Origin of the sequence: Methylobacterium phyllostachyos (assembly GCF_900103445.1) — a bacterium.
Lineage (GTDB): Bacteria > Pseudomonadota > Alphaproteobacteria > Rhizobiales > Beijerinckiaceae > Methylobacterium > Methylobacterium phyllostachyos.
In genome coordinates this window covers 83975-100765 of sequence record NZ_FNHS01000010.1, presented here as the reverse complement: position 1 = coordinate 100765, position 16791 = coordinate 83975, and the positions used below count along the sequence as shown (strand labels likewise).

Below are 16791 nucleotides of genomic sequence, written 5' to 3'. Positions count from 1 at the left end.
GCTTCTGATCAACGACGGCTATTCGTGTCTTTCGCTCTCTAAGCTGCTTGACCAATTTCCATCCCAAGCGGACACCCCCATAGCCAACCCAAGTGCGTTCACCCCTCAACGAACCGGATTCTCCTTCCCCGATCACGCCCTAGGTGATCGAGCGAGGGCCTCGGGGCCGGATCAGGATATAGCTCACGCTCATGGCCAGTCTCAGCGTCGCGATCGCGTTCGGCGTCCGCCTGCTCCTGGTGCTGCTGTTCCTGCCGTTCAGCGCCCTCGACAAGATCCTGAACTTCAAGGGTGCGGTCGGGCAGGCGCGCGAGGCCGTACACGCCACCGCGCCCGCCACGCTGCTGATCCTCGTCGGGCTCGGGGTCGAGATCGGGATGTCGCTGTGCATCCTGACCGGCACCGCCGACCGGGCCGCCGCCTTCGTGCTCGCGGGCTATTGCGGGGTCACGGCGCTCCTGTGGAAGCCCTTCTGGCGACCGGGCGATTTCTGGTCCGGCGGCAAGGGCCGCGAGTTGTTCTGGGACTTCCTGAAGAACTTCGCCCTCGCGGGCGGCTTCCTGCTCATCACCTTCGGCACGGGGGCAGGAACGGTCCAGGACTTCCTCACCGATCCGCTCGGCTCGACCCATCCCTACGCGGCCGAGTCCGGGTTTCCAAAGGGCTGAAGCCCTTTGGTGGGTTGTCAGGGCAAGGCCCTGACAGAGTCCAAGGCTCCGCCCTGGACCCGCGAAAGGGCTCGCCCTTTCGAAACCCGGACGGGGTTCAGCCCTTCGGCACGGTGGCGGCCATGGAAGGCCGACCCTCCACGACCGCGAACCACGCCGCCAGGGCGGGACGGCCCTCGCGCCAGGCGAGATCGGGAAAGCGCAGGTCGAGGTAGCCCAGCGCGCAGGCCATCGCGATGGTGCCGATGTCCAGCACCGGCATGTCGGCCACCACGGCCTCGAACCGGTCGAGCGCCGCCGTGATCTTGCCGGTCTGGCCCGCCTCCCAGGCCTCCCAACGCCGTTCCTCCGGGCGCAGCACGCGCTCGTAGCGGGTGAGCAGCGCCGCATCGAGCAGGCCGTCGGCGAGCGCCTGCCGGGTCAGCGCGTCCCAGCGGGCGGAGCCCTCGGGGAACAGGTGCGGGCCGTCCGAGAGGCCGTCGAGATACTCGCAGATCACCCGGCTGTCGTAGAGGGCGATCCCGTCCTCCAGCACCAGCGCGGGGATCTTGCCCAGCGGGTTGTGGGCGGCGACCTCCGCGGCGGAACCGGTCGGGGAGGCGGTGGCGGCCGTCACGGTGATCCGGTCGATCAGCCCCGTCTCGTGGGCGAGAACCAGCACCTTGCGGGCATACGGGGAGGCGGGGGAATAGAAGAGCTTCATCGGACCGTCCCGGTTGGCCGGCGCCGCGCTGGCGCCGCCGGGACCTTGCACCGATGGAGCGGGGAATCCAGTCCCCGGCGCGATGCCGGCCGGTCAGACCTTCCGCGTCATCCCGGGGCCGGCATGCACCACCCGGGTCCGGCCTTCGCGTGCCTGCCGGGCGCGCGCCCGCCGAGCCTCGCGCCAAGCCTCGCGCCAAGCCTCGCGCCAAGCCAGGAGGGCGGTCGCCGTCCGGTCCAGAAGGACCATGCACAGGCTGCCGATGATCGCCAGCACGCAGGCGGCACCGATCAGCACGCCCCAGATGCCCGGGGCGGGAATGATCATCAGACACAGGAGGCCGAAGACAGCCGCGCCGGGTATCCACTTCGCCATCGCGCCGTCCGCCTGAAACCGAGAGGAACCCCGTACCGGCAGAGACTAGATCGAGAGCATTAACACTGGTCTTCAGTCGATACTGTCTCGCATAGATTTGATTACCCGGCGGAGACTGACGAAGATCACGGTTAACAGTCAGCCAATATCGTGCAGCCGGTACCCGTTCCGGCGCAGAGCGCCCTAACCGGCCGGCGGCAGGGTCCGGCCCTCGCTGACCAGATGATAGAAGCGGCCGTCGAACATCTGCATCACCGCCTCGGTGGCGGCGTGCGATTCCGGGCGGATCGGCGAGGCGAGGCAGGCGTCCAGCGCCGCCTGATCGGGAAAATCCATCTCCAGGATCATGGCGATCGGCCGCGCATCCGCATCCTTGGAGCGGAGGCGCTGGACCCGCACCGCGGTGACGCCCGGGAAACGCCGCCAGAACGGCTCCAGCTCGTCCCGCACCCGGCGGAAGAATTCGTCCTCCCGGCCGTCACGCACCGTGCCCTCGTAGATCGCGGTCCTGGTCAGCATCGGGTCGGCTCCTCCTTCGGATCTCCTCCCAACCGCCGGCGGCCGGGATCGCTCCCGGGCGGTGACAGCGCACACGGGCTGTCCGCGGAACCCGCTGGGTGCCGGGAATCCGGGCTTCTCCGGAGGCGCCGAATCGGGGTATCCAGGGATCAGCCCATCGCGACGATGCGGGAGAGACCGGGATCCGCCCAGAGAGGGGGACCCGGCGCCGACGGAGCAACCGCCCCGGAAACTCTCAGGCACCGGAACCGTGTCGTCAGGGCAATCTGGAGAGCGGTGCAGCGGGCAAGCCCGTGGGCACCCGCCGAAGGGGACGTCCGCCGGAAGGCCTTGCCAGGGCCGGATGCGGATCAAGCTCTCAGGCACCGGGACAGATGGGGCGCGCAACCGGCCGACCGCTTGAGGCGGCCTTCCCGCGTCCTCGTTCCGGAGTTCACACCCCATGACCCACATCGCCGTGATCGGCGCCGGCATCACCGGCGTGACGACCGCCTACGCGCTCGCCCAGCGCGGCTACCGCGTCACCGTCCTCGACCGGCAACGCTACGCCGCCATGGAGACCTCCTTCGCCAATGGCGGCCAGCTCTCGGCCTGCAACGCCGAGGTCTGGAACAAGCTCTCCACGGTACTCCACGGCGTGCAGTGGATGATGCGCCGCGACGCGCCGCTGCTGATGAACCCCACCCCCTCCTGGCACAAGCTGTCGTGGATGGCGGAGTTCATGCGCGAGATCGCCCATTACCGCCAGAACACCGTGGAGACCGTGCGGCTGGCGCTGAAGGCGCGCGCGGCCCTGTTCGCCATGGCGGAGGCCGAGGGGATCGACTTCGACCTGAAGACCCGCGGCATCCTGCACTTCTACCGCGACCGGGCGAGCTTCGAGCAGGCCACGGCCGTCAACGCCCTGCTGCGGGAAGGGGGCCTGGAGCGCTACGCCGTGACGCCGGAGGAGATCCGCGCCATCGAGCCGACGCTCGCCGGCCGCTATCACGGCGGCTATTTCACGCCCTCGGACGCCACCGGCGACATCCACAAGTTCACCCGGGGCCTGGCAGCGGCTTGCGCGCGCAAGGGCGTCCGCTTCATCCAGGACGCCGAGGTCGCGACGATCGCGCCGGGGGAGGGGGGCTACGCCGTCGGCTGGCGGCGGGCCGGCCGGCCCACGGAGGCGCCGGAGGTCGTGCAGGCCGACGCGGTGGTGATCTGCGCGGGCTGCGCCAGCCGGCACTTCGCGGCGATGCTGGGCGACCGGGTCAACGTCTACCCGGTCAAGGGCTACTCGATCACCGTGAACCTGCTGACGCCGGAGGCGCAGAAGGCGGCGCCGGAGGTGAGCATCCTCGACGAGGCGGCCAAGATCGTCACGAGCCGGCTGGGCGACGAGCGCCTGCGGGTCGCCGGCACGGCCGAGTTCAATGGCTTCAACCGCGACATCCGCCATGACCGGATCCAGCCGCTGATCGACTGGACCCGGGAGCAGTTCCCGCTGGTCGACACCGACCGGGTGGTGGCCTGGAGCGGCCTGCGTCCGATGCTGCCGAACATGCTGCCCAAGGTCGGCCGGGGCCGCCGGCCGGGCGTGTTCTACAACACCGGCCACGGCCATCTCGGCTGGACCCTCTCGGGCGCCACGGCCGAGCTCGTCGCCGAGGCGATCGCCGCCGAGCACGCACCGGAGCGGACGGTCCTGTCCCTGGCGGCCTAAGTCTCTCGGGTTTCCAAAGGGCCTGCGGCCCTTTGGCGGGTTGTCAGGGCGGAGCCCTGACGCGCGGCGCGCCGTCCCATCCTCGAACTGGGGGGCGCGCCGCCCGAGATTATTTTGTATTCTCTTTCCGAACCGCCCCGGAAACCGAGCCGCGATGCCCCCGTCCGCCGCCTATCTCGACCCCGCCACCGGGGCGACCTACCCGATCGAGACGCCGCGTTGGCGCTCGGAGACGGGCGGTCCGCTGATGATCACGGACCTTCCCGGTATCGATCGTGGGGAGATCGACACGGGCACGCGCTCCCTCTGGCGCTACGCCGCCGCGCTGCCGGTGGCTGTCTCGGATCCGGTGACCCTCGGGGAGGGCTGCACGCCGCTGGTTCGCCGGCCCTGGCGGGGCGGGCACGCGCATTTCAAGCTCGAATGGTTCGCGCCGTCCGGCAGCTTCAAGGACCGGGGCGCCTCCGTGATGCTGTCGATCCTGCGCCAGCAGGGGGTCGACGCGGTGCTGGAGGACTCTTCCGGCAACGGCGGCGCCGCGGTGGCGACCTACGCGGCGGCCGCCGGGATGCGGGCCAAGATCCTGGTCCCGGCCTCGACCTCGCCGGCCAAGACCGTGCAGATGCGCGCCGTCGGCGCCGAGGTCGAGCTGATCCCCGGCACCCGCCAGGACACCGCCGACGCGGCCGTGGCCCAGGCGGATTCGATCTTCTACGCCAGCCACAACTGGCAGGCGCATTTCCTCCAGGGCACCAAGACGCTGGCCTACGAGCTGTGGGAGGATCTCGGGTTTCGCGCACCCGACCATGTCATCATCCCCTGCGGCGCGGGCAGCAACATCCTCGGCTGCGATATCGGCTTCTCGGAGCTGCTGCGCCGGGGGGCGATCGCCCGCCTGCCGCGGCTCTACGCGGTGCAGCCGGCCCATTGCGCGCCCCTGCATGCGGGCTTCGAGGCAGGCGCCGCGGATTTCGTGCCGGTCACCCCGCGCCCGACTTTGGCCGAGGGCGCCTCGATCGCCCAGCCGGTCCGGGGCCGAGAGGTGCTGGCGGCGCTCCGCCGCTCCGGGGGCGGCACCGTGGCGGTCTCCGAGGAGGCCATCGAGGCCGCGCTGATGGAGCTCGCCCGCTCGGGCCTCTACGTCGAACCGACCTGCGCGATGGCGGCCGCCGCGCTCACCGATCTCACCGCACGCGGCGCGATCCGGCCCGAGGAGACCACCGTGGTGGTGCTCACCGGCACCGGCATCAAGGCGACGCCGCGCATCGCCGAGCTTCTGGGCCTCGCCCCCTGACGGGACGCCGACCCGACACCAACGATCCGGAGGAGACACCCATGCGCAACAACATCCCCGCCAGCATCGGCATGTCGGTCGAGGAGGTCGACACCCCCTGCCTGATGGTCGATCTCGACGCCCTTGAGCGCAACATCGACAAGCTCGGCGGCTTCATGAAGGAGCGCGGCCTGCGCCACCGGGCACACGCCAAGACCCACAAGTCGTCCGACATCGCCACCCTGCAGATCGAGCGGGGCGGGGCCTGCGGCGTCTGCTGCCAGAAGGTCAGCGAGGCCGAGGCGCTGGTGAGCGCCGGCATCCGCGACGTGCTGGTCTCCAATCAGGTGACCGCGCCGAAGAAGATCGAGCGCCTCGCGGCCCTGGCCAAGCGGGCGCGGGTGCTAGTCTGTGTCGACGATCTCGGCAACGTCGACGACCTCTCGGCGGCGGCGGTGAAGTACGGCGTCACCCTCGAATGCCTCGTGGAGATCGATGTCGGCGCCGGCCGCTGCGGCGTGGCGCCGGGCGAGCCCGTTTTGGCGATCGCCAAGCGCATCGCGGCGGCGCCGGGCCTGAGCTTCGCGGGCCTGCAGGCCTATCAGGGCAAGGCCCAGCACGTGCGCGATTTCGGCGAGCGCAAGGCCCTGATCCAGACGGCGATCGACGAGACCAAGCGCACCGTCGACTTGCTCAAGGCCGAGGGACTCGATTGTGCGATCGTGGCCGGGGCCGGCACCGGCAGCTTCGCCCTGGAGGGCGGCAGCGGCGTCTACAACGAACTGCAATGCGGCTCCTACGTCTTCATGGACGTGGACTACCAGCGGGTGAAGGACGCGGAAGGCCGCCCAATCACCGATTTCGAGAACAGCCTGTTCATCTACACGGCGATCATGAGCAAGGCGAAGGCGGATGTCGCCATCTGCGATGCCGGCCTGAAGGCACAGAGCATCGACAGCGGCCTGCCAAAAGTCTTCGGCCGGGACGACGTGGAATACATCAAGTGCTCGGACGAGCACGGCGTGCTGAGCGATCCCGGCAACGTGCTCACGCTCAACGAGCGCCTGAAGCTGATCCCCGGCCATTGCGACCCGACGGTCAACGTCTACGACTGGTACGTGGGCGTGCGGAACGGCCGGGTCGAGGCGATCTGGCCGGTCACCGCCCGCGGCATGACGCTGTAACGGGATCCCAAAGGGCCTCGGCCCTTTGGCGGTGTGTCGGGGCAGGGCCCCGGCATCGGGTGAAGCCCGATACCAGGGCTCTGCCCTGGACCCGCGAAAGGTCTCGGACCTTTCGAAACCATGACTTGGGAGAGCCGTGAACCCATGCGCTTCATCTCGGAAGAAGACTCTGCAGCCCTGGTCGATCACGCCATGGCGTTCGACGCGGCCCGGGAGGCGCTGATCGCCGCGGTGGCGCCGGGCACCACCCTGTTCCCGGCGGTGCTCGGGCACGGCTCGGAGCCGACCAACCGGTTCTCGATCAAGTCGGGCGCGACCGCCGAGTATGCCGGCCTGAAGGTCGGCTCATTCTGGCCCGGCAACCCGGACCGGGGCCTGCCGCGGCACAATTCGGTGATCCTGCTGTTCGATCAGGATGTCGGCCGGGTCGACACGGTGATCGAGGCGGGCCGCGTCAACGCCTACCGCACCGCCGCCGCCGATGCCGTGGCGGCGAGCGTGCTGGCCCGGCCGGATTCCAAGGTGCTCGCCGTGTTCGGGGCCGGCAACCAGGCCGCGTTCGAGGCCGCGGCGCTGGCCCGGGTGCTGCCGATTAAGACGGTGCTGGTCGTCGCCCGGGATGCCACCAAGGTTGCAGGCTTTGCCGAGCGCCTGGCGGGGCAGGGGGCCTCTGGGCTCGACGTGCGGGCGGCCTCCCCCCAGGAGGCCTGCGCGGCCGCCGACGTGATTGTCACGGCGACGCCCGCCCGGGCGCCGCTGTTCGAGGCTGATTGGGTCCGCCCCGGCACGCATGTCGCCGCCATGGGGGCGGATGCCAAGGGCAAGCAGGAACTGCCCCCCGCCCTGCTGGAGCGGGCAGCCCTGTTCTGCGACCTGCCCGAGCAGTCGCGCACCATCGGCGAGTTCCAGCATGCCTCCGCGCAGGCTCAAGGCGGTCTCACGGCGATCGGCGACGTGCTGCGGGGCGGGCAGGGGAGCTGGAACGGGGGCCGCGCGAATCCGGATGCGATCACCGTGTTCGACTCCTCCGGCATCGCCCTGCAGGATCTGACCATCGCCCGGGCGATCCTCGCCAAAGCCGACGCGCGCCTGTAGGGCAAGCCGGCGCCGGCCCTCCCCTGTCGGCGGAGGGCGGCATGCAGGACAGGCAGATCCGGGTCATCGGCATCGGCACGGGCGATCCCGAGCACCTGACCCTCCAGGCGGTGCGGGCGCTCGCCGATATCGACGCAGTGTTCGTCCTCGACAAGCGCGCCGAGACCGCCGACCTCGTCGCGATCCGCCGCCGGATCTGCGCGGCCCATATCCGAAAACCCCACCGGGTGATCGCGGTGGAGGATCCGCCCCGCGAGCGCCGGCCGGCCGATTACGGCAGCACCGTCGCGGCGTGGCACGCGGCCCGGGCCGAGCGGCTGGAGGCGGCCTTCGCGGAGCATCTGGCACCGGGGGCGGTGGGGGCGATCCTGGCCTGGGGCGATCCCGCCCTCTACGACAGCGTGCTGCGCATCCTCGACCGCATCGCCGCGCATGGACGGGTGGCGTTCACCCGCACGGTGATCCCCGGCCTGTCGAGCGTGCAGGTGCTCGCCGCCCGCCACGGGGTGCCGCTGAACGGTATCGGCGGGTCGGTGCTGATCACCACCGGCCGCCGCCTCGCCGCGGGCTGGCCCGAGGAAGCCGACAGCGTCGTGGTGATGCTCGACGGCGATCCCAGCTTCGGCCATCTCGATCCGGACCTGACGATCCACTGGGGCGCCTATCTCGGCAGCCCGGACGAGATCCTGATCGCCGGCCGGCTGGGCCGCGTGGGCGCGGAGATCCGCCGGGTCCGGGCCGAGGCCCGGGAGCGCCATGGCTGGATCATGGACATCTACCTGCTGCGCCGTGACCGTACTGCCACGGACAGGGACGACGAGCCCCGCTAGAGGGCGCTTCTACCGCACGACAATCCTGGATTCAAAAGGTCTGCGACCTTTTGCGGGTGCAGGGCAGCGCCCTGCAGTCGGGCTTCGCCCGAGATCGGGGCTCTGCCCCGACACCCCGCCAAAGGGCCGAAGGCCCTTTGGGATCCCGGGATCAGGGCCGATCGGGCTGGGGCGAAGACGGGTATGCCAGGACCGGAGCAGGGCTTGCGCCTGCGGGACTATCAGCGCGCCAGCCTCGACGCGCTCGCGGCCGCCTGGGGGCGGGGAGGGGCGGACGCGGCGGCGCCCGGCCACCTGATCGTGCTGCCCACCGGCGCCGGCAAGTCGCTCGTGATCGCGGCGCTGGCCCGGGAGACCTTGGACGAAAACCCCCTCGCCCGGGTCGTGATCGTCACCCATAGCCGCGAGCTCGTCGCTCAGAACTTTTCCGAACTCACCCGCGTCTGGCCGGAGGCGCCGGCCGGGATTTTTTCCGCCGGGCTCGGGCGGCGGGAGGCCGGCGCACAGGTGCTGGTCTGCGGCATCCAGTCGGTGGCCGGAAGGCTCGACGCCGTGGGGCCGCGCGACCTGGTGATCGTCGACGAGGCCCACCTGATCCCCCGCGCCGCGGAAACCCGCTACGGCCGCTTCCTGGCGGGCCTGCGGGCGCGCACCCCCGGCCTGCGGGTGGTGGGCTTCACCGCGACCCCCTACCGGCTCGATTCGGGCCGGCTGGACGAGGGCCCCAACCGGCTGTTCTCCGGCATCGCCTACGAGGCCGAGACCTTCACGCTGATCCGGCAGGGTTTCCTGGCGCCCCTCGTCTCCAAGGCGACGCTGACCCAGCTCGACGTCTCGGGCGTCGGCCGGCGCGCGGGCGACTACATCCCGGGGGAGCTGGAGGCGGCGGTCAACCACGACGCGATCACCCGGGCCGCGGTCGCGGAACTCGCGGCGTACGGGCGCGGGCGCCGGGCGTGGCTCGCCTTCTGCGCCGGGCTCGCCCATGCCGAGGCCGTGCGGGACGCGGTGCGGGCGGAGGGCTATGCCTGCGAGACCGTCTCGGGCGAGACGCCCCGCCGGGAGCGCGACCGGATCGTCGCCGCCTTCCGGGCCGGACGGATCCGCTGCCTCACCTCGGTCGGCGTGCTGGGCACCGGCTTCAACGTCCCCGAGGTCGATCTCGTGGCACTGCTGCGCCCGACCCGCAGCACCGGCCTCTACGTCCAGCAGGTCGGCCGGGCCCTGCGTTGCGCGCCGGGCAAGCGTGATGCGCTGATCCTCGATTACGCCGGGCTGGTGCGGATGCACGGGCCGGTGGACGCGGTGACCGCCCGGAGCGCCGGGGAGATCCAGAGCCAGCTCCTCGGCGGGGCAGGGGGCCTGCGCGCCAAGCCCTGCCCCGGCTGCGGCGCCCTGATCCCCCTCAACGCCTCGACCTGCGAGCCCTGCTGGACCGAGCCGGAGACGGACACGGAGGGGGAGGCCCCGCACGCGGCCGTCGCTGACGACGAGTGGCCGATCCTCTCGGCCGATCCAGGTCCGCACCGAAGCGGACCATCCGGCCCTGCCCCCGAGCCGCATGACGGGTGGCACGATACCCCCTGGATTCCGGTGACGGCCCTGCGGCTGGAGACCGCGCCGGATGGGCTCGATCTCGTGCTCGGCTGGCGCGACGGTGCCACGGAGGCCGCCTGGCACGTGCGCCTGCGTCCCGAGCGGAGCGGCTACGAGCGCGAGAAGGCGGTGCAGTGGTGGCGCGGGCTCGGCGGCGGCCGGGATGCACCGATGACCACTGCGGGGTTCCTGGACCGCTCCGATCACCTGACGCGACCGGCGGCGATCAGGATCCGGCCCGGCCGGCTGGCCGATCAGATCGAGTGCCGGGCGGAGGACGGACGCATCCTGGGCGACACCCGTCGGCGGTCCGGACACGCGGCGTGACACCGGCGCGGGGAGGGGGCCGAGACCGCCCTCACCCGGACCCGCGCTGCGCCTCGGCATGACGGCGGCCGGCCGGAGGTCGGCAGGCCTGGACGAAGCCGCATCGATCCGTCCGCCGCGCTGCCCGGAAGACATTCGGGTCGATCATCCGCAAACCGGCCCCAGAACCGTCCAAGACACGTGCTACGCCGCTACCGAAACGTGCCGAGCTGGCATACCAAGTCCCCTCACCCCCCGGGGGCCTCGGTTTAGTTCCATAATATATCTTATGCGAACGCCCGATGGGTGGCCTGACGGACATGCGGACGCCGTTGCGGACGGGACAACGAAGCGTTCGGTGGGGACAGGGCGCCGGCGGGTGAGGGCCGTTCGGGTCCCCTCCCCGCGTCTCACGTGGCAGCGGCGCGGGCTGCGACCGCCCCGGGCCGCGGGCCGGATTTCGGGACCCTGGGCGCTTGCCGGATGCGGCAACGCGCTCGGGGTCGCCGGCAGGACCGTCCCGGGCCTGAAGGACCGAGGCTTCCTATGATCGTCGCCGCGCCCGGTAGTCTGTGCCCAGGCTTGAGGGTGATGATCAGTCTTCAAATCCCCGGCCGGGCCAATCGATTTCAATTCGTCCGCTCTACAAAGTCGTGAACATCCATTAATCCTAAATCTTCGCGCAGTTTTAACCTGTGGCTTCGTAGATTCGGCCGCCAGCCGGTCTCGTCACGTGGTCCGGCCCGGGGGATCGTTCGACAGGAGCTTCGTCAATGCTCAAGTTCCTCTCGGCTTCGGCCGCTTGCCTGATCCTGTGTGGCGGTGCCGCCGCGCAGGACATGCCCGGGCTCGCGACGCTGAGCCCACCCGACCTGACCCAGCAGGGCACCGGGACGTCCGAGCCGGCCAGCGCGACCGGCCGCCCTGCCGGCGATCTGTCCGGGACGCGGGAGACGCCTTCGGGCGCCAACCGGGCCGTGGCCGATCTCAAGGTCGCCCCCGGATCCTCCAGGCCCTGGTGCGGCCAGGAGCGCCGGGTCGGGACCGGTGCCGGCTTCTGCCTGATCAATTAGAGGCTCATCCCGAGAAACGGGCGCGGGCACTCGGAAATCGATGAGGCACCATCGGAAGCCTGGAGCGCCGTCCGCCGACGGGGACACCGGTTCGGCCCGGGCAAGGGCTCACGAGTCCGCGTAGACCGAAACCTCGTCGAAGGTCGCGTCGGCACCCGGGGCGTAGGTGAGGGCGGCAGCGAGCAGCACCAGCACGCTCACCCCGATGAAGGCGGCGATCAGCAGGCGCGTGAGCAGGTCCGCGTACGCCCGGGCGGCATGGATCACCGCGCAACCGAGCACGAAGGCACAGACCTGCGCGGCCGGGCTCGCGAGCGCCGCCGTCATCGCGTGGCTCCGGGAACCCGATTCCGGTCGATCCGCTCCATGGCCCCCTCCCCGGTTCGAAGACCCCGCCCGGCGCGTGGCTCTCAGGCGGTCCGGGACGTCGGTGGCGAACGCGACCGACGCCCCGGAGCACGAGAGTCGTACGAGCAGGTTTTTGCGCGTCGCACGACCCCAATATGAGGGACGCGCCCCCGGAGCCACCCGGCCGTCACGCGTTCGTGACCGGCCCCCGCCGGTCAGACCGGCGGTGAATCCGCCGCGAGCGCATAGGTCGCCTCACCGACGCGGCGCAGGGGTCCATCCGGGCCCGATCGCTTCCACAGACGGGTGTTCAGGGCCGCCACCGGGTCCCGGCCGGGCAGGGTGAAGCCCTGGTCCGAGAGAACCTCCAGGATCTCGGCCGCGTGCAGCGGCCGGCCCGCCTGCGCGAGGGCCGCACAGGCCGCCTGCACGAGAGCCCGGCCGTAGCGCCGGGCCCCAGCCGCATCCTCCGTGAAGGCGATGGCCGGCGGGATCGACGGCGGTGCCGCGCGGATCCCGGAACGCCCCGCCCCGGCGGACCCGGCCGACGCGTTCCCGCCCTCGAAGGCGCGAACCGTGTCCGTCCCCGGAATGGACCGGGGCGGGGCCGGCTGCGACTGCAGGGCCGCGTCGCCCTCGCGGATCGGGTTGGGGACCGGATTGAGGATCGGGGCGCGGATGTGGTCGGCGTCCGATCCGGTTTCCCGATCCTGCACCGCGGTCCCTGCCCCTGCCGCCAGGCGGCGGCCGAGCTCCTGATAGAGGACGAGATCCGCGATCTCCCGGTCGAGCGCCTCGCGCTGGCGGCGCAAGGCGGCGAGCCGCAGCTCGATCTCAGCATCCGACAAGGCCATCGCTCATTCCCTGACTACAAAGGGAATATAGCAGGCCCCGTTCCAAATGGGAATGGAGTTCGGTCGTTCCCTATCTTATTCCGTTCCTTAAACCCGTACGGGCGTCATGTTCCCTTGCGCCGGGCTCGTATTCCCTTCGCGGCCGGCCGGGGCGGCACCAGCAGGGCGCTCGGATCGGCCGGGTGCAGGGTCAGGCCGCCCTCGTCGAGCACGAGCGGCAGACGCGGAAACACCTCGCGCAGATGGGCCAGATCCGCCTTGAACGCCTGACGGAAGCTTCGGATCGAGGCGTTCTCAGCTCCGAACTGCGCGTGGAGGTTGCCCCAGGTCAGGCGCAGGGGCCGCTGCAGGGCGCGCAGCCGGTAGCCGGTCCAGAACAGCAGGTCGAGCTTGCGCGCGGAGCCCGAGAAGGCCCGGGCCGCCCGCACGTCAACCGGAAGGGCGTGCTGGATGAGGGTCTCGTAGAATTCCGGATCGAAGCGCACCGTCCGCCCGGCCTCGTCGTCCCCCTCCCCGGCCCGGGGACGCCACAATTCCAGGCTGCGGAAGGGCGGAACGTTCAGGGTGGTGGCGCTGTCGCGCCCGTCCCACAGGCCGATCTGCATCGAGCAGGCGGCCAGCCGGTTCAGCTGTTCCTTGAACTGGCGGATGGTGCCGCGCTCGCCGCCGGTCACCGCGAAGCCCATCTCGCGCATGAAGCCCGAGAGGGTCTCGGCGACCTTCACGGTGGGGCTGCGCTGGCGCACGGCCTCGGTGCAGAGGTGCAGCAGCACCAGCCGGGCCTTCGGCCCGTAGGGCAGGCCCTGGGGCTCGAAGGCGCCGGTCTCCGGATCCTTGATGCGCCCGGCGATCAGGTTGAGCGAGTTGCGCCCGTAGGTGCGGGAGAATTCGCGCACCGGCCCGGGATCGCGATAGGGCAGGCCGCAGAGCGCCAGCACCGAGTGGATGTGCTGCAGGCTCGACGGCAGGGCCGGCTCGCTCTCGATCACGAGCCGCACGGCGTCGCGGCGGCGCTGGTCGCGGGAGAGGCTCGACCGACGGCGCTCTTCCTCGCCGAGCAGGGCGGCCTGCGCGTCGCGCTCGCGCTGGCGATGCAGGACGTGCTCGACGATCTGCGCGAACAGGAAGCCGCCCCGCGCCGCCTCGACCTCGGCCCGCAGGTCCGGATCGTGGATCGCCGCGATCTTCTCCTCGATGGTCATCGCCCCTCGGCCCGAGTCGCTCGGTCGCCCCCTCCCCTGTGGGCGGGATGGCGGCCCGATCCTGCCATGCCACGATTCGGCCGCCGGGGCCCGGGTCCGATCCGGCTTGTCCCGGTAATCCACGCTTCCCCATGGGGTTGCCCGCAAGGTGGAGCGTGGGGTTGCGCAGAGTCGCATACGGCACGCGCCGGTGGGTTCGGCCCGCGCAGAGTTCGATACGCCCCGGCTCGGACATTCCGTCCCCGTTATCCACCGCGCCCGGCGGGATTTCGCGCCGAATCCGATACGCCGATACGCAGACTCCGATACGGCGACCCACTGCTCCGGCGCAGACTCCGATACGGCCAAGCGCAGAGTTCGATGCGCCTCCGCGCAGAGTCGGATACGTGAAGTGCCGTCAAGGCACTGACAGCGCAGATGAATTACCCTCCCCATATAGTCTGCTGAAATGACTCTCTGAAAGACTCTTCCAGATAATATTCCTACTGGGTTGGGGTACGTTCGTTTAAGCGAACGAACCGTCGAGAAGAGGAATTTACACAGGGATCAAAGGGAATATGCCGATCTTGTCCACATTCCGAAGTGATCTGGCCCTTAGAGAAGCCCTGGCACCATGTGCTGGAGGCCGGCTTGACGTGGACGACCACGACCGGTTTCTCGGGATCCCCGATGAGGGCGCCCAGAAAGGTCATGCCGATGTTCCGCTCACCCGTCCTCCCCTCATGACGGATCGCCGCGACGACGACCGCCCGGCCAAGGGCCGACCACCGGGTGGACGGCCGCCGGGTTCATGGCGACCTGGTCCGCGGCCCGGTTATCGCCCTCCGCCGACCGGCCCCCGGCGGGAGGCTGCCGCCGACGGAGCGACCGTGCTCTACGGCTGGCACCCGGTGGTACAAGCGCTGGGGAACGAAGCCCGCGGCCTGCACCGGCTGCTCGCCACCGAGAACGCCGCCGCGCGCCTGGAGGCGGAGTTCGGCGGCGCTTTGCGGATTACCCCTGAGCTGGTCCGTCCGAGCGAGATCGGCCGGCTGCTCGGCCCGGACGCCGTCCACCAGGGCCTGTACCTCGAAGCCGAGCCCCTCCCCGCCCCCGGGCTCGACGACCTGCCGGCCGACGCCCTGCTCCTGGCGCTCGATCAGATCACCGACCCGCACAATGTCGGGGCGATCGTGCGCACCGCCGCGGCCTTCGGGGTGGCGGGAATCGTTACCACGGCCCGCCACGCGCCGGGCGCCACCGGGGTCCTGGCGAAATCCGCCTCCGGCGGGCTGGAGCACGTGCCGTTCGTGACCGTGCGCAACCTCGCTGAGGCGCTGATCGCCTTGGGGGAACGGGGCTTCACCCGGGTCGGGCTCGATTCTGACGCGCCGGAGAGCCTGGATGCCCTGACGATCGCCCGACCGCTGGTGATCGTGCTGGGCGCCGAGGGCAAGGGCCTGCGCGAGCGGACCCGGAACTGCTGCGACGTGCTGGCCCGGATCCCGTTCTCGGGGGCGATCCGCAGCCTCAACGTCTCGAACGCCGCCGCCATCACCCTCTACGCCCTGGGTCGGGTCAAGTCTTGAGCGGGCCGGATACATCCGGAAACGCGGTCTTGGCGCGGTGTGGTGTTGTTTCTTCTAGGCGGTGACGGCAACCCGCCGTAGAATGCGCGGCGAGGGGGCGTAGCCACGAGGCAGCGCCGGATGCTGGACGATGCGTTTACCTACGGGGGCTGGGCCTGCAGCCTGGTCGCCGTCGGCGTGTGGCTGTGGCTCGCGCGGCGGGCCTTCCCGAGCTTCGAGGCCTTCGTGAGGGGCTTCGACGATGAATTGCAGCTCGGCGCGAGCTGTGAGGAGCGCGCGCGCCATGCACGCTGGTATCAGGTCCGGCAGGCGGCCGTGGCCCTGACCGCCGTGGCGGCCCTGTGCCTGTCGATCGGCTTCGCGATTCCGGATTGATTGAGTGAGACCCGAGCGTTGGGGCTCTGCCCCGACACCCCGCCAAAGGGCTACAGCCCTTTGGGATCCCTCGATGCCTCAGCGTAGATCTGTTCGGCGATCGCGCCTGCCGTGGTGAGCCAGATGCGGTTCCGATGGGCCGCGATGTGGGCGAGCGCCGCCCGCAACGGCCGCAGCCGGTGGGGCTGCCCGACGATGTAGGGATGGAGCGCGATCCCCATCACCAGGGGCGCCGCCACGGATTGCTCCAACATCTCGTCGAAGGCGTCGACAATCGCGTCGGCGAACTGGCGGCCCGTCTCCTTGCGGGCGACGATCGCGGGGATGTCGTTCAGCTCCTGGGGGTAGGGGACGGCGAGGATCTTCCCGCCGCCGCGTGTCGCCATCCAGGTGGGCTGGTCGTCGTGGCACCAGTCGAGCAGGTAGCGGTAGCCGGCCTCGGCCAGCAGGTCGGGCGTGACCCGGGATTGGGAGATCCACGGGCCGAGCCAGCCCGCGGGCGCCCGCCCCTCCTCCCGGGTCAGGATCGCGGTCGCCTCGGCGATCAGGGCGCGCTCCTCCGCCTCCGGTAGCGTGCCCTGCCGCTCGGCATTGGTGCGGCCGTGGCCGACGATCTCGTCGCCCCGCGCCCGGAAGGCCTCGATCAGGCCGGGGCAGTCCCGATAGAGCCGGCTGTTCACCAGGACGCTCGCCGGCAGCCCAAGGGCGTTGAGGGTGTCGCGCAGCCGCCATGCCCCGACCCGGTTGCCCCAGTCCCGCCAGCCGTAGTTCAGCACGTCGGGTTGCGGCCCGCCCGGGGCCAGCTCGGCGCCGAGCCCCGTGCCGAAATCGAAGGTTTCGAGGTTGAGCCCGACATAGACGGCGAGCCGCCGCCCGCCGGGCCAGTCGTAGACCGGGCGGTCGGGCAGGGCGCTGTAGGCGTAGCGGCCGTGTCGGGCATCATCCATCGCGGGATCCGAGGTTCGTAAGGGTCCCCGCGAGATAGGGCGGCGCATCGGCGAACGTCATGGGATCCCAAAGGGCTTCAGCCCTTTGGTGGGGTGTCGGGGTGAAACCCCGACGAACGGCTCATCCACCCCCTCGCAGGGGGTGGATGAGCCGTACCGCAGGGCTCTGC

At 70.7% G+C, this 16791-nt stretch carries 17 protein-coding genes and 2 riboswitches; of the genes, 10 read left to right on the top strand and 7 right to left on the bottom strand.

The annotated features are described in order from the left end of the window. Positions 1 to 191 precede the first annotated feature (191 nt). Positions 192 to 668 carry a DoxX family protein gene (locus tag BLQ49_RS17090; RefSeq protein WP_091717763.1) on the top strand — a complete coding sequence of 159 codons (477 nt, stop codon included), beginning with the start codon at positions 192 to 194 and terminating at the stop codon, positions 666 to 668. Between the two features lie 97 nt (positions 669 to 765). Here BLQ49_RS17090 and BLQ49_RS17085 read toward each other — a convergent pair whose 3' ends face one another. The 3 genes from BLQ49_RS17085 to BLQ49_RS17075 all read right to left on the bottom strand — a co-directional run bounded on the left by BLQ49_RS17085 (position 766) and on the right by BLQ49_RS17075 (position 2265). Next, on the bottom strand, positions 766 to 1371 hold the full coding sequence (locus tag BLQ49_RS17085; protein WP_091718054.1) for a glutathione S-transferase: 606 nt from the start codon (positions 1369 to 1371) through the stop codon (positions 766 to 768). A 93-nt stretch (positions 1372 to 1464) separates the two neighbouring features. After that, entirely contained in the window at positions 1465 to 1746 is a 282-nt protein-coding gene (locus tag BLQ49_RS17080) for a hypothetical protein (protein ID WP_091717761.1), read from the bottom strand. Between the two features lie 183 nt (positions 1747 to 1929). Further along, positions 1930 to 2265 (bottom strand): hypothetical protein, encoded by a 336-nt coding sequence (locus tag BLQ49_RS17075; RefSeq protein ID WP_091717759.1) that lies wholly within the window; start codon positions 2263 to 2265, stop codon positions 1930 to 1932. A gap of 158 nt (positions 2266 to 2423) precedes the next feature. Continuing rightward, positions 2424 to 2526, top strand: a riboswitch (glycine riboswitch). A gap of 1 nt (position 2527) precedes the next feature. Beyond that, positions 2528 to 2643: riboswitch (glycine riboswitch) on the top strand. 64 nt (positions 2644 to 2707) lie between these two features. Here BLQ49_RS17075 and BLQ49_RS17070 point away from each other — a divergent pair. The 7 genes from BLQ49_RS17070 to BLQ49_RS17040 all read left to right on the top strand — a co-directional run bounded on the left by BLQ49_RS17070 (position 2708) and on the right by BLQ49_RS17040 (position 11327). Then, complete coding sequence (locus BLQ49_RS17070; protein WP_091717757.1) at positions 2708 to 3970, top strand: D-amino acid dehydrogenase; 1263 nt, start codon at positions 2708 to 2710, stop codon at positions 3968 to 3970. A 154-nt stretch (positions 3971 to 4124) separates the two neighbouring features. Further along, on the top strand, positions 4125 to 5264 hold the full coding sequence (locus BLQ49_RS17065; protein ID WP_091717755.1) for a pyridoxal-phosphate dependent enzyme: 1140 nt from the start codon (positions 4125 to 4127) through the stop codon (positions 5262 to 5264). Positions 5265 to 5305: 41 nt separating this feature from the next. Beyond that, positions 5306 to 6427 (top strand): DSD1 family PLP-dependent enzyme, encoded by a 1122-nt coding sequence (locus BLQ49_RS17060; protein ID WP_091717753.1) that lies wholly within the window; start codon positions 5306 to 5308, stop codon positions 6425 to 6427. A 144-nt stretch (positions 6428 to 6571) separates the two neighbouring features. Then, on the top strand, positions 6572 to 7522 hold the full coding sequence (locus tag BLQ49_RS17055) for an ornithine cyclodeaminase family protein (RefSeq protein ID WP_091717751.1): 951 nt from the start codon (positions 6572 to 6574) through the stop codon (positions 7520 to 7522). Positions 7523 to 7563: 41 nt separating this feature from the next. Continuing rightward, positions 7564 to 8352: a precorrin-6A synthase (deacetylating) gene (cobF, locus tag BLQ49_RS17050; protein ID WP_091717749.1), complete on the top strand. Its 789-nt coding sequence runs from the start codon at positions 7564 to 7566 to the stop codon at positions 8350 to 8352. Between the two features lie 183 nt (positions 8353 to 8535). After that, positions 8536 to 10275 carry a DEAD/DEAH box helicase gene (locus BLQ49_RS17045; RefSeq protein WP_091717746.1) on the top strand — a complete coding sequence of 580 codons (1740 nt, stop codon included), beginning with the start codon at positions 8536 to 8538 and terminating at the stop codon, positions 10273 to 10275. Between the two features lie 752 nt (positions 10276 to 11027). After that, positions 11028 to 11327: a hypothetical protein gene (locus BLQ49_RS17040; protein WP_091717744.1), complete on the top strand. Its 300-nt coding sequence runs from the start codon at positions 11028 to 11030 to the stop codon at positions 11325 to 11327. Positions 11328 to 11435: 108 nt separating this feature from the next. Here the strand turns inward: BLQ49_RS17040 and BLQ49_RS17035 are convergent, their stop codons facing one another. The 3 genes from BLQ49_RS17035 to BLQ49_RS17025 all read right to left on the bottom strand — a co-directional run bounded on the left by BLQ49_RS17035 (position 11436) and on the right by BLQ49_RS17025 (position 13731). Further along, positions 11436 to 11654 carry a hypothetical protein gene (locus tag BLQ49_RS17035; protein WP_091717742.1) on the bottom strand — a complete coding sequence of 73 codons (219 nt, stop codon included), beginning with the start codon at positions 11652 to 11654 and terminating at the stop codon, positions 11436 to 11438. Between the two features lie 236 nt (positions 11655 to 11890). After that, a complete protein-coding gene (locus tag BLQ49_RS17030) occupies positions 11891 to 12529 on the bottom strand; it encodes an HTH domain-containing protein (protein ID WP_091717740.1) in 639 nt (212 codons plus the stop codon). Positions 12530 to 12633: 104 nt separating this feature from the next. Continuing rightward, entirely contained in the window at positions 12634 to 13731 is a 1098-nt protein-coding gene (locus BLQ49_RS17025) for a replication protein RepA (protein ID WP_091717738.1), read from the bottom strand. Positions 13732 to 14453: 722 nt separating this feature from the next. Here BLQ49_RS17025 and BLQ49_RS17020 point away from each other — a divergent pair. Together BLQ49_RS17020 and BLQ49_RS17015 are read left to right on the top strand one after the other, a co-directional pair. Beyond that, on the top strand, positions 14454 to 15299 hold the full coding sequence (locus BLQ49_RS17020) for a TrmH family RNA methyltransferase (protein WP_091718052.1): 846 nt from the start codon (positions 14454 to 14456) through the stop codon (positions 15297 to 15299). 120 nt (positions 15300 to 15419) lie between these two features. Beyond that, positions 15420 to 15674 carry a hypothetical protein gene (locus BLQ49_RS17015; protein WP_091717736.1) on the top strand — a complete coding sequence of 85 codons (255 nt, stop codon included), beginning with the start codon at positions 15420 to 15422 and terminating at the stop codon, positions 15672 to 15674. 50 nt (positions 15675 to 15724) lie between these two features. Here BLQ49_RS17015 and BLQ49_RS17010 read toward each other — a convergent pair whose 3' ends face one another. After that, positions 15725 to 16621, bottom strand: coding sequence for a polysaccharide deacetylase family protein (locus tag BLQ49_RS17010; protein ID WP_091717734.1), 897 nt, complete (start codon positions 16619 to 16621; stop codon positions 15725 to 15727). Between the last annotated feature and the right edge of the window lie 170 nt (positions 16622 to 16791).

Coding starts and splice junctions, on each gene's coding strand:
- BLQ49_RS17090 (WP_091717763.1), top strand. CDS start 192: ATGGCCAGTCTCAGCGTCGCGATCGCGTTCGGCGTCCGCCTGCTCCTG.
- BLQ49_RS17085 (WP_091718054.1), bottom strand. CDS start 1,371: ATGAAGCTCTTCTATTCCCCCGCCTCCCCGTATGCCCGCAAGGTGCTG.
- BLQ49_RS17080 (WP_091717761.1), bottom strand. CDS start 1,746: ATGGCGAAGTGGATACCCGGCGCGGCTGTCTTCGGCCTCCTGTGTCTG.
- BLQ49_RS17075 (WP_091717759.1), bottom strand. CDS start 2,265: ATGCTGACCAGGACCGCGATCTACGAGGGCACGGTGCGTGACGGCCGG.
- BLQ49_RS17070 (WP_091717757.1), top strand. CDS start 2,708: ATGACCCACATCGCCGTGATCGGCGCCGGCATCACCGGCGTGACGACC.
- BLQ49_RS17065 (WP_091717755.1), top strand. CDS start 4,125: ATGCCCCCGTCCGCCGCCTATCTCGACCCCGCCACCGGGGCGACCTAC.
- BLQ49_RS17060 (WP_091717753.1), top strand. CDS start 5,306: ATGCGCAACAACATCCCCGCCAGCATCGGCATGTCGGTCGAGGAGGTC.
- BLQ49_RS17055 (WP_091717751.1), top strand. CDS start 6,572: ATGCGCTTCATCTCGGAAGAAGACTCTGCAGCCCTGGTCGATCACGCC.
- cobF (WP_091717749.1), top strand. CDS start 7,564: ATGCAGGACAGGCAGATCCGGGTCATCGGCATCGGCACGGGCGATCCC.
- BLQ49_RS17045 (WP_091717746.1), top strand. CDS start 8,536: ATGCCAGGACCGGAGCAGGGCTTGCGCCTGCGGGACTATCAGCGCGCC.
- BLQ49_RS17040 (WP_091717744.1), top strand. CDS start 11,028: ATGCTCAAGTTCCTCTCGGCTTCGGCCGCTTGCCTGATCCTGTGTGGC.
- BLQ49_RS17035 (WP_091717742.1), bottom strand. CDS start 11,654: ATGACGGCGGCGCTCGCGAGCCCGGCCGCGCAGGTCTGTGCCTTCGTG.
- BLQ49_RS17030 (WP_091717740.1), bottom strand. CDS start 12,529: ATGGCCTTGTCGGATGCTGAGATCGAGCTGCGGCTCGCCGCCTTGCGC.
- BLQ49_RS17025 (WP_091717738.1), bottom strand. CDS start 13,731: ATGACCATCGAGGAGAAGATCGCGGCGATCCACGATCCGGACCTGCGG.
- BLQ49_RS17020 (WP_091718052.1), top strand. CDS start 14,454: ATGACGGATCGCCGCGACGACGACCGCCCGGCCAAGGGCCGACCACCG.
- BLQ49_RS17015 (WP_091717736.1), top strand. CDS start 15,420: ATGCTGGACGATGCGTTTACCTACGGGGGCTGGGCCTGCAGCCTGGTC.
- BLQ49_RS17010 (WP_091717734.1), bottom strand. CDS start 16,621: ATGGATGATGCCCGACACGGCCGCTACGCCTACAGCGCCCTGCCCGAC.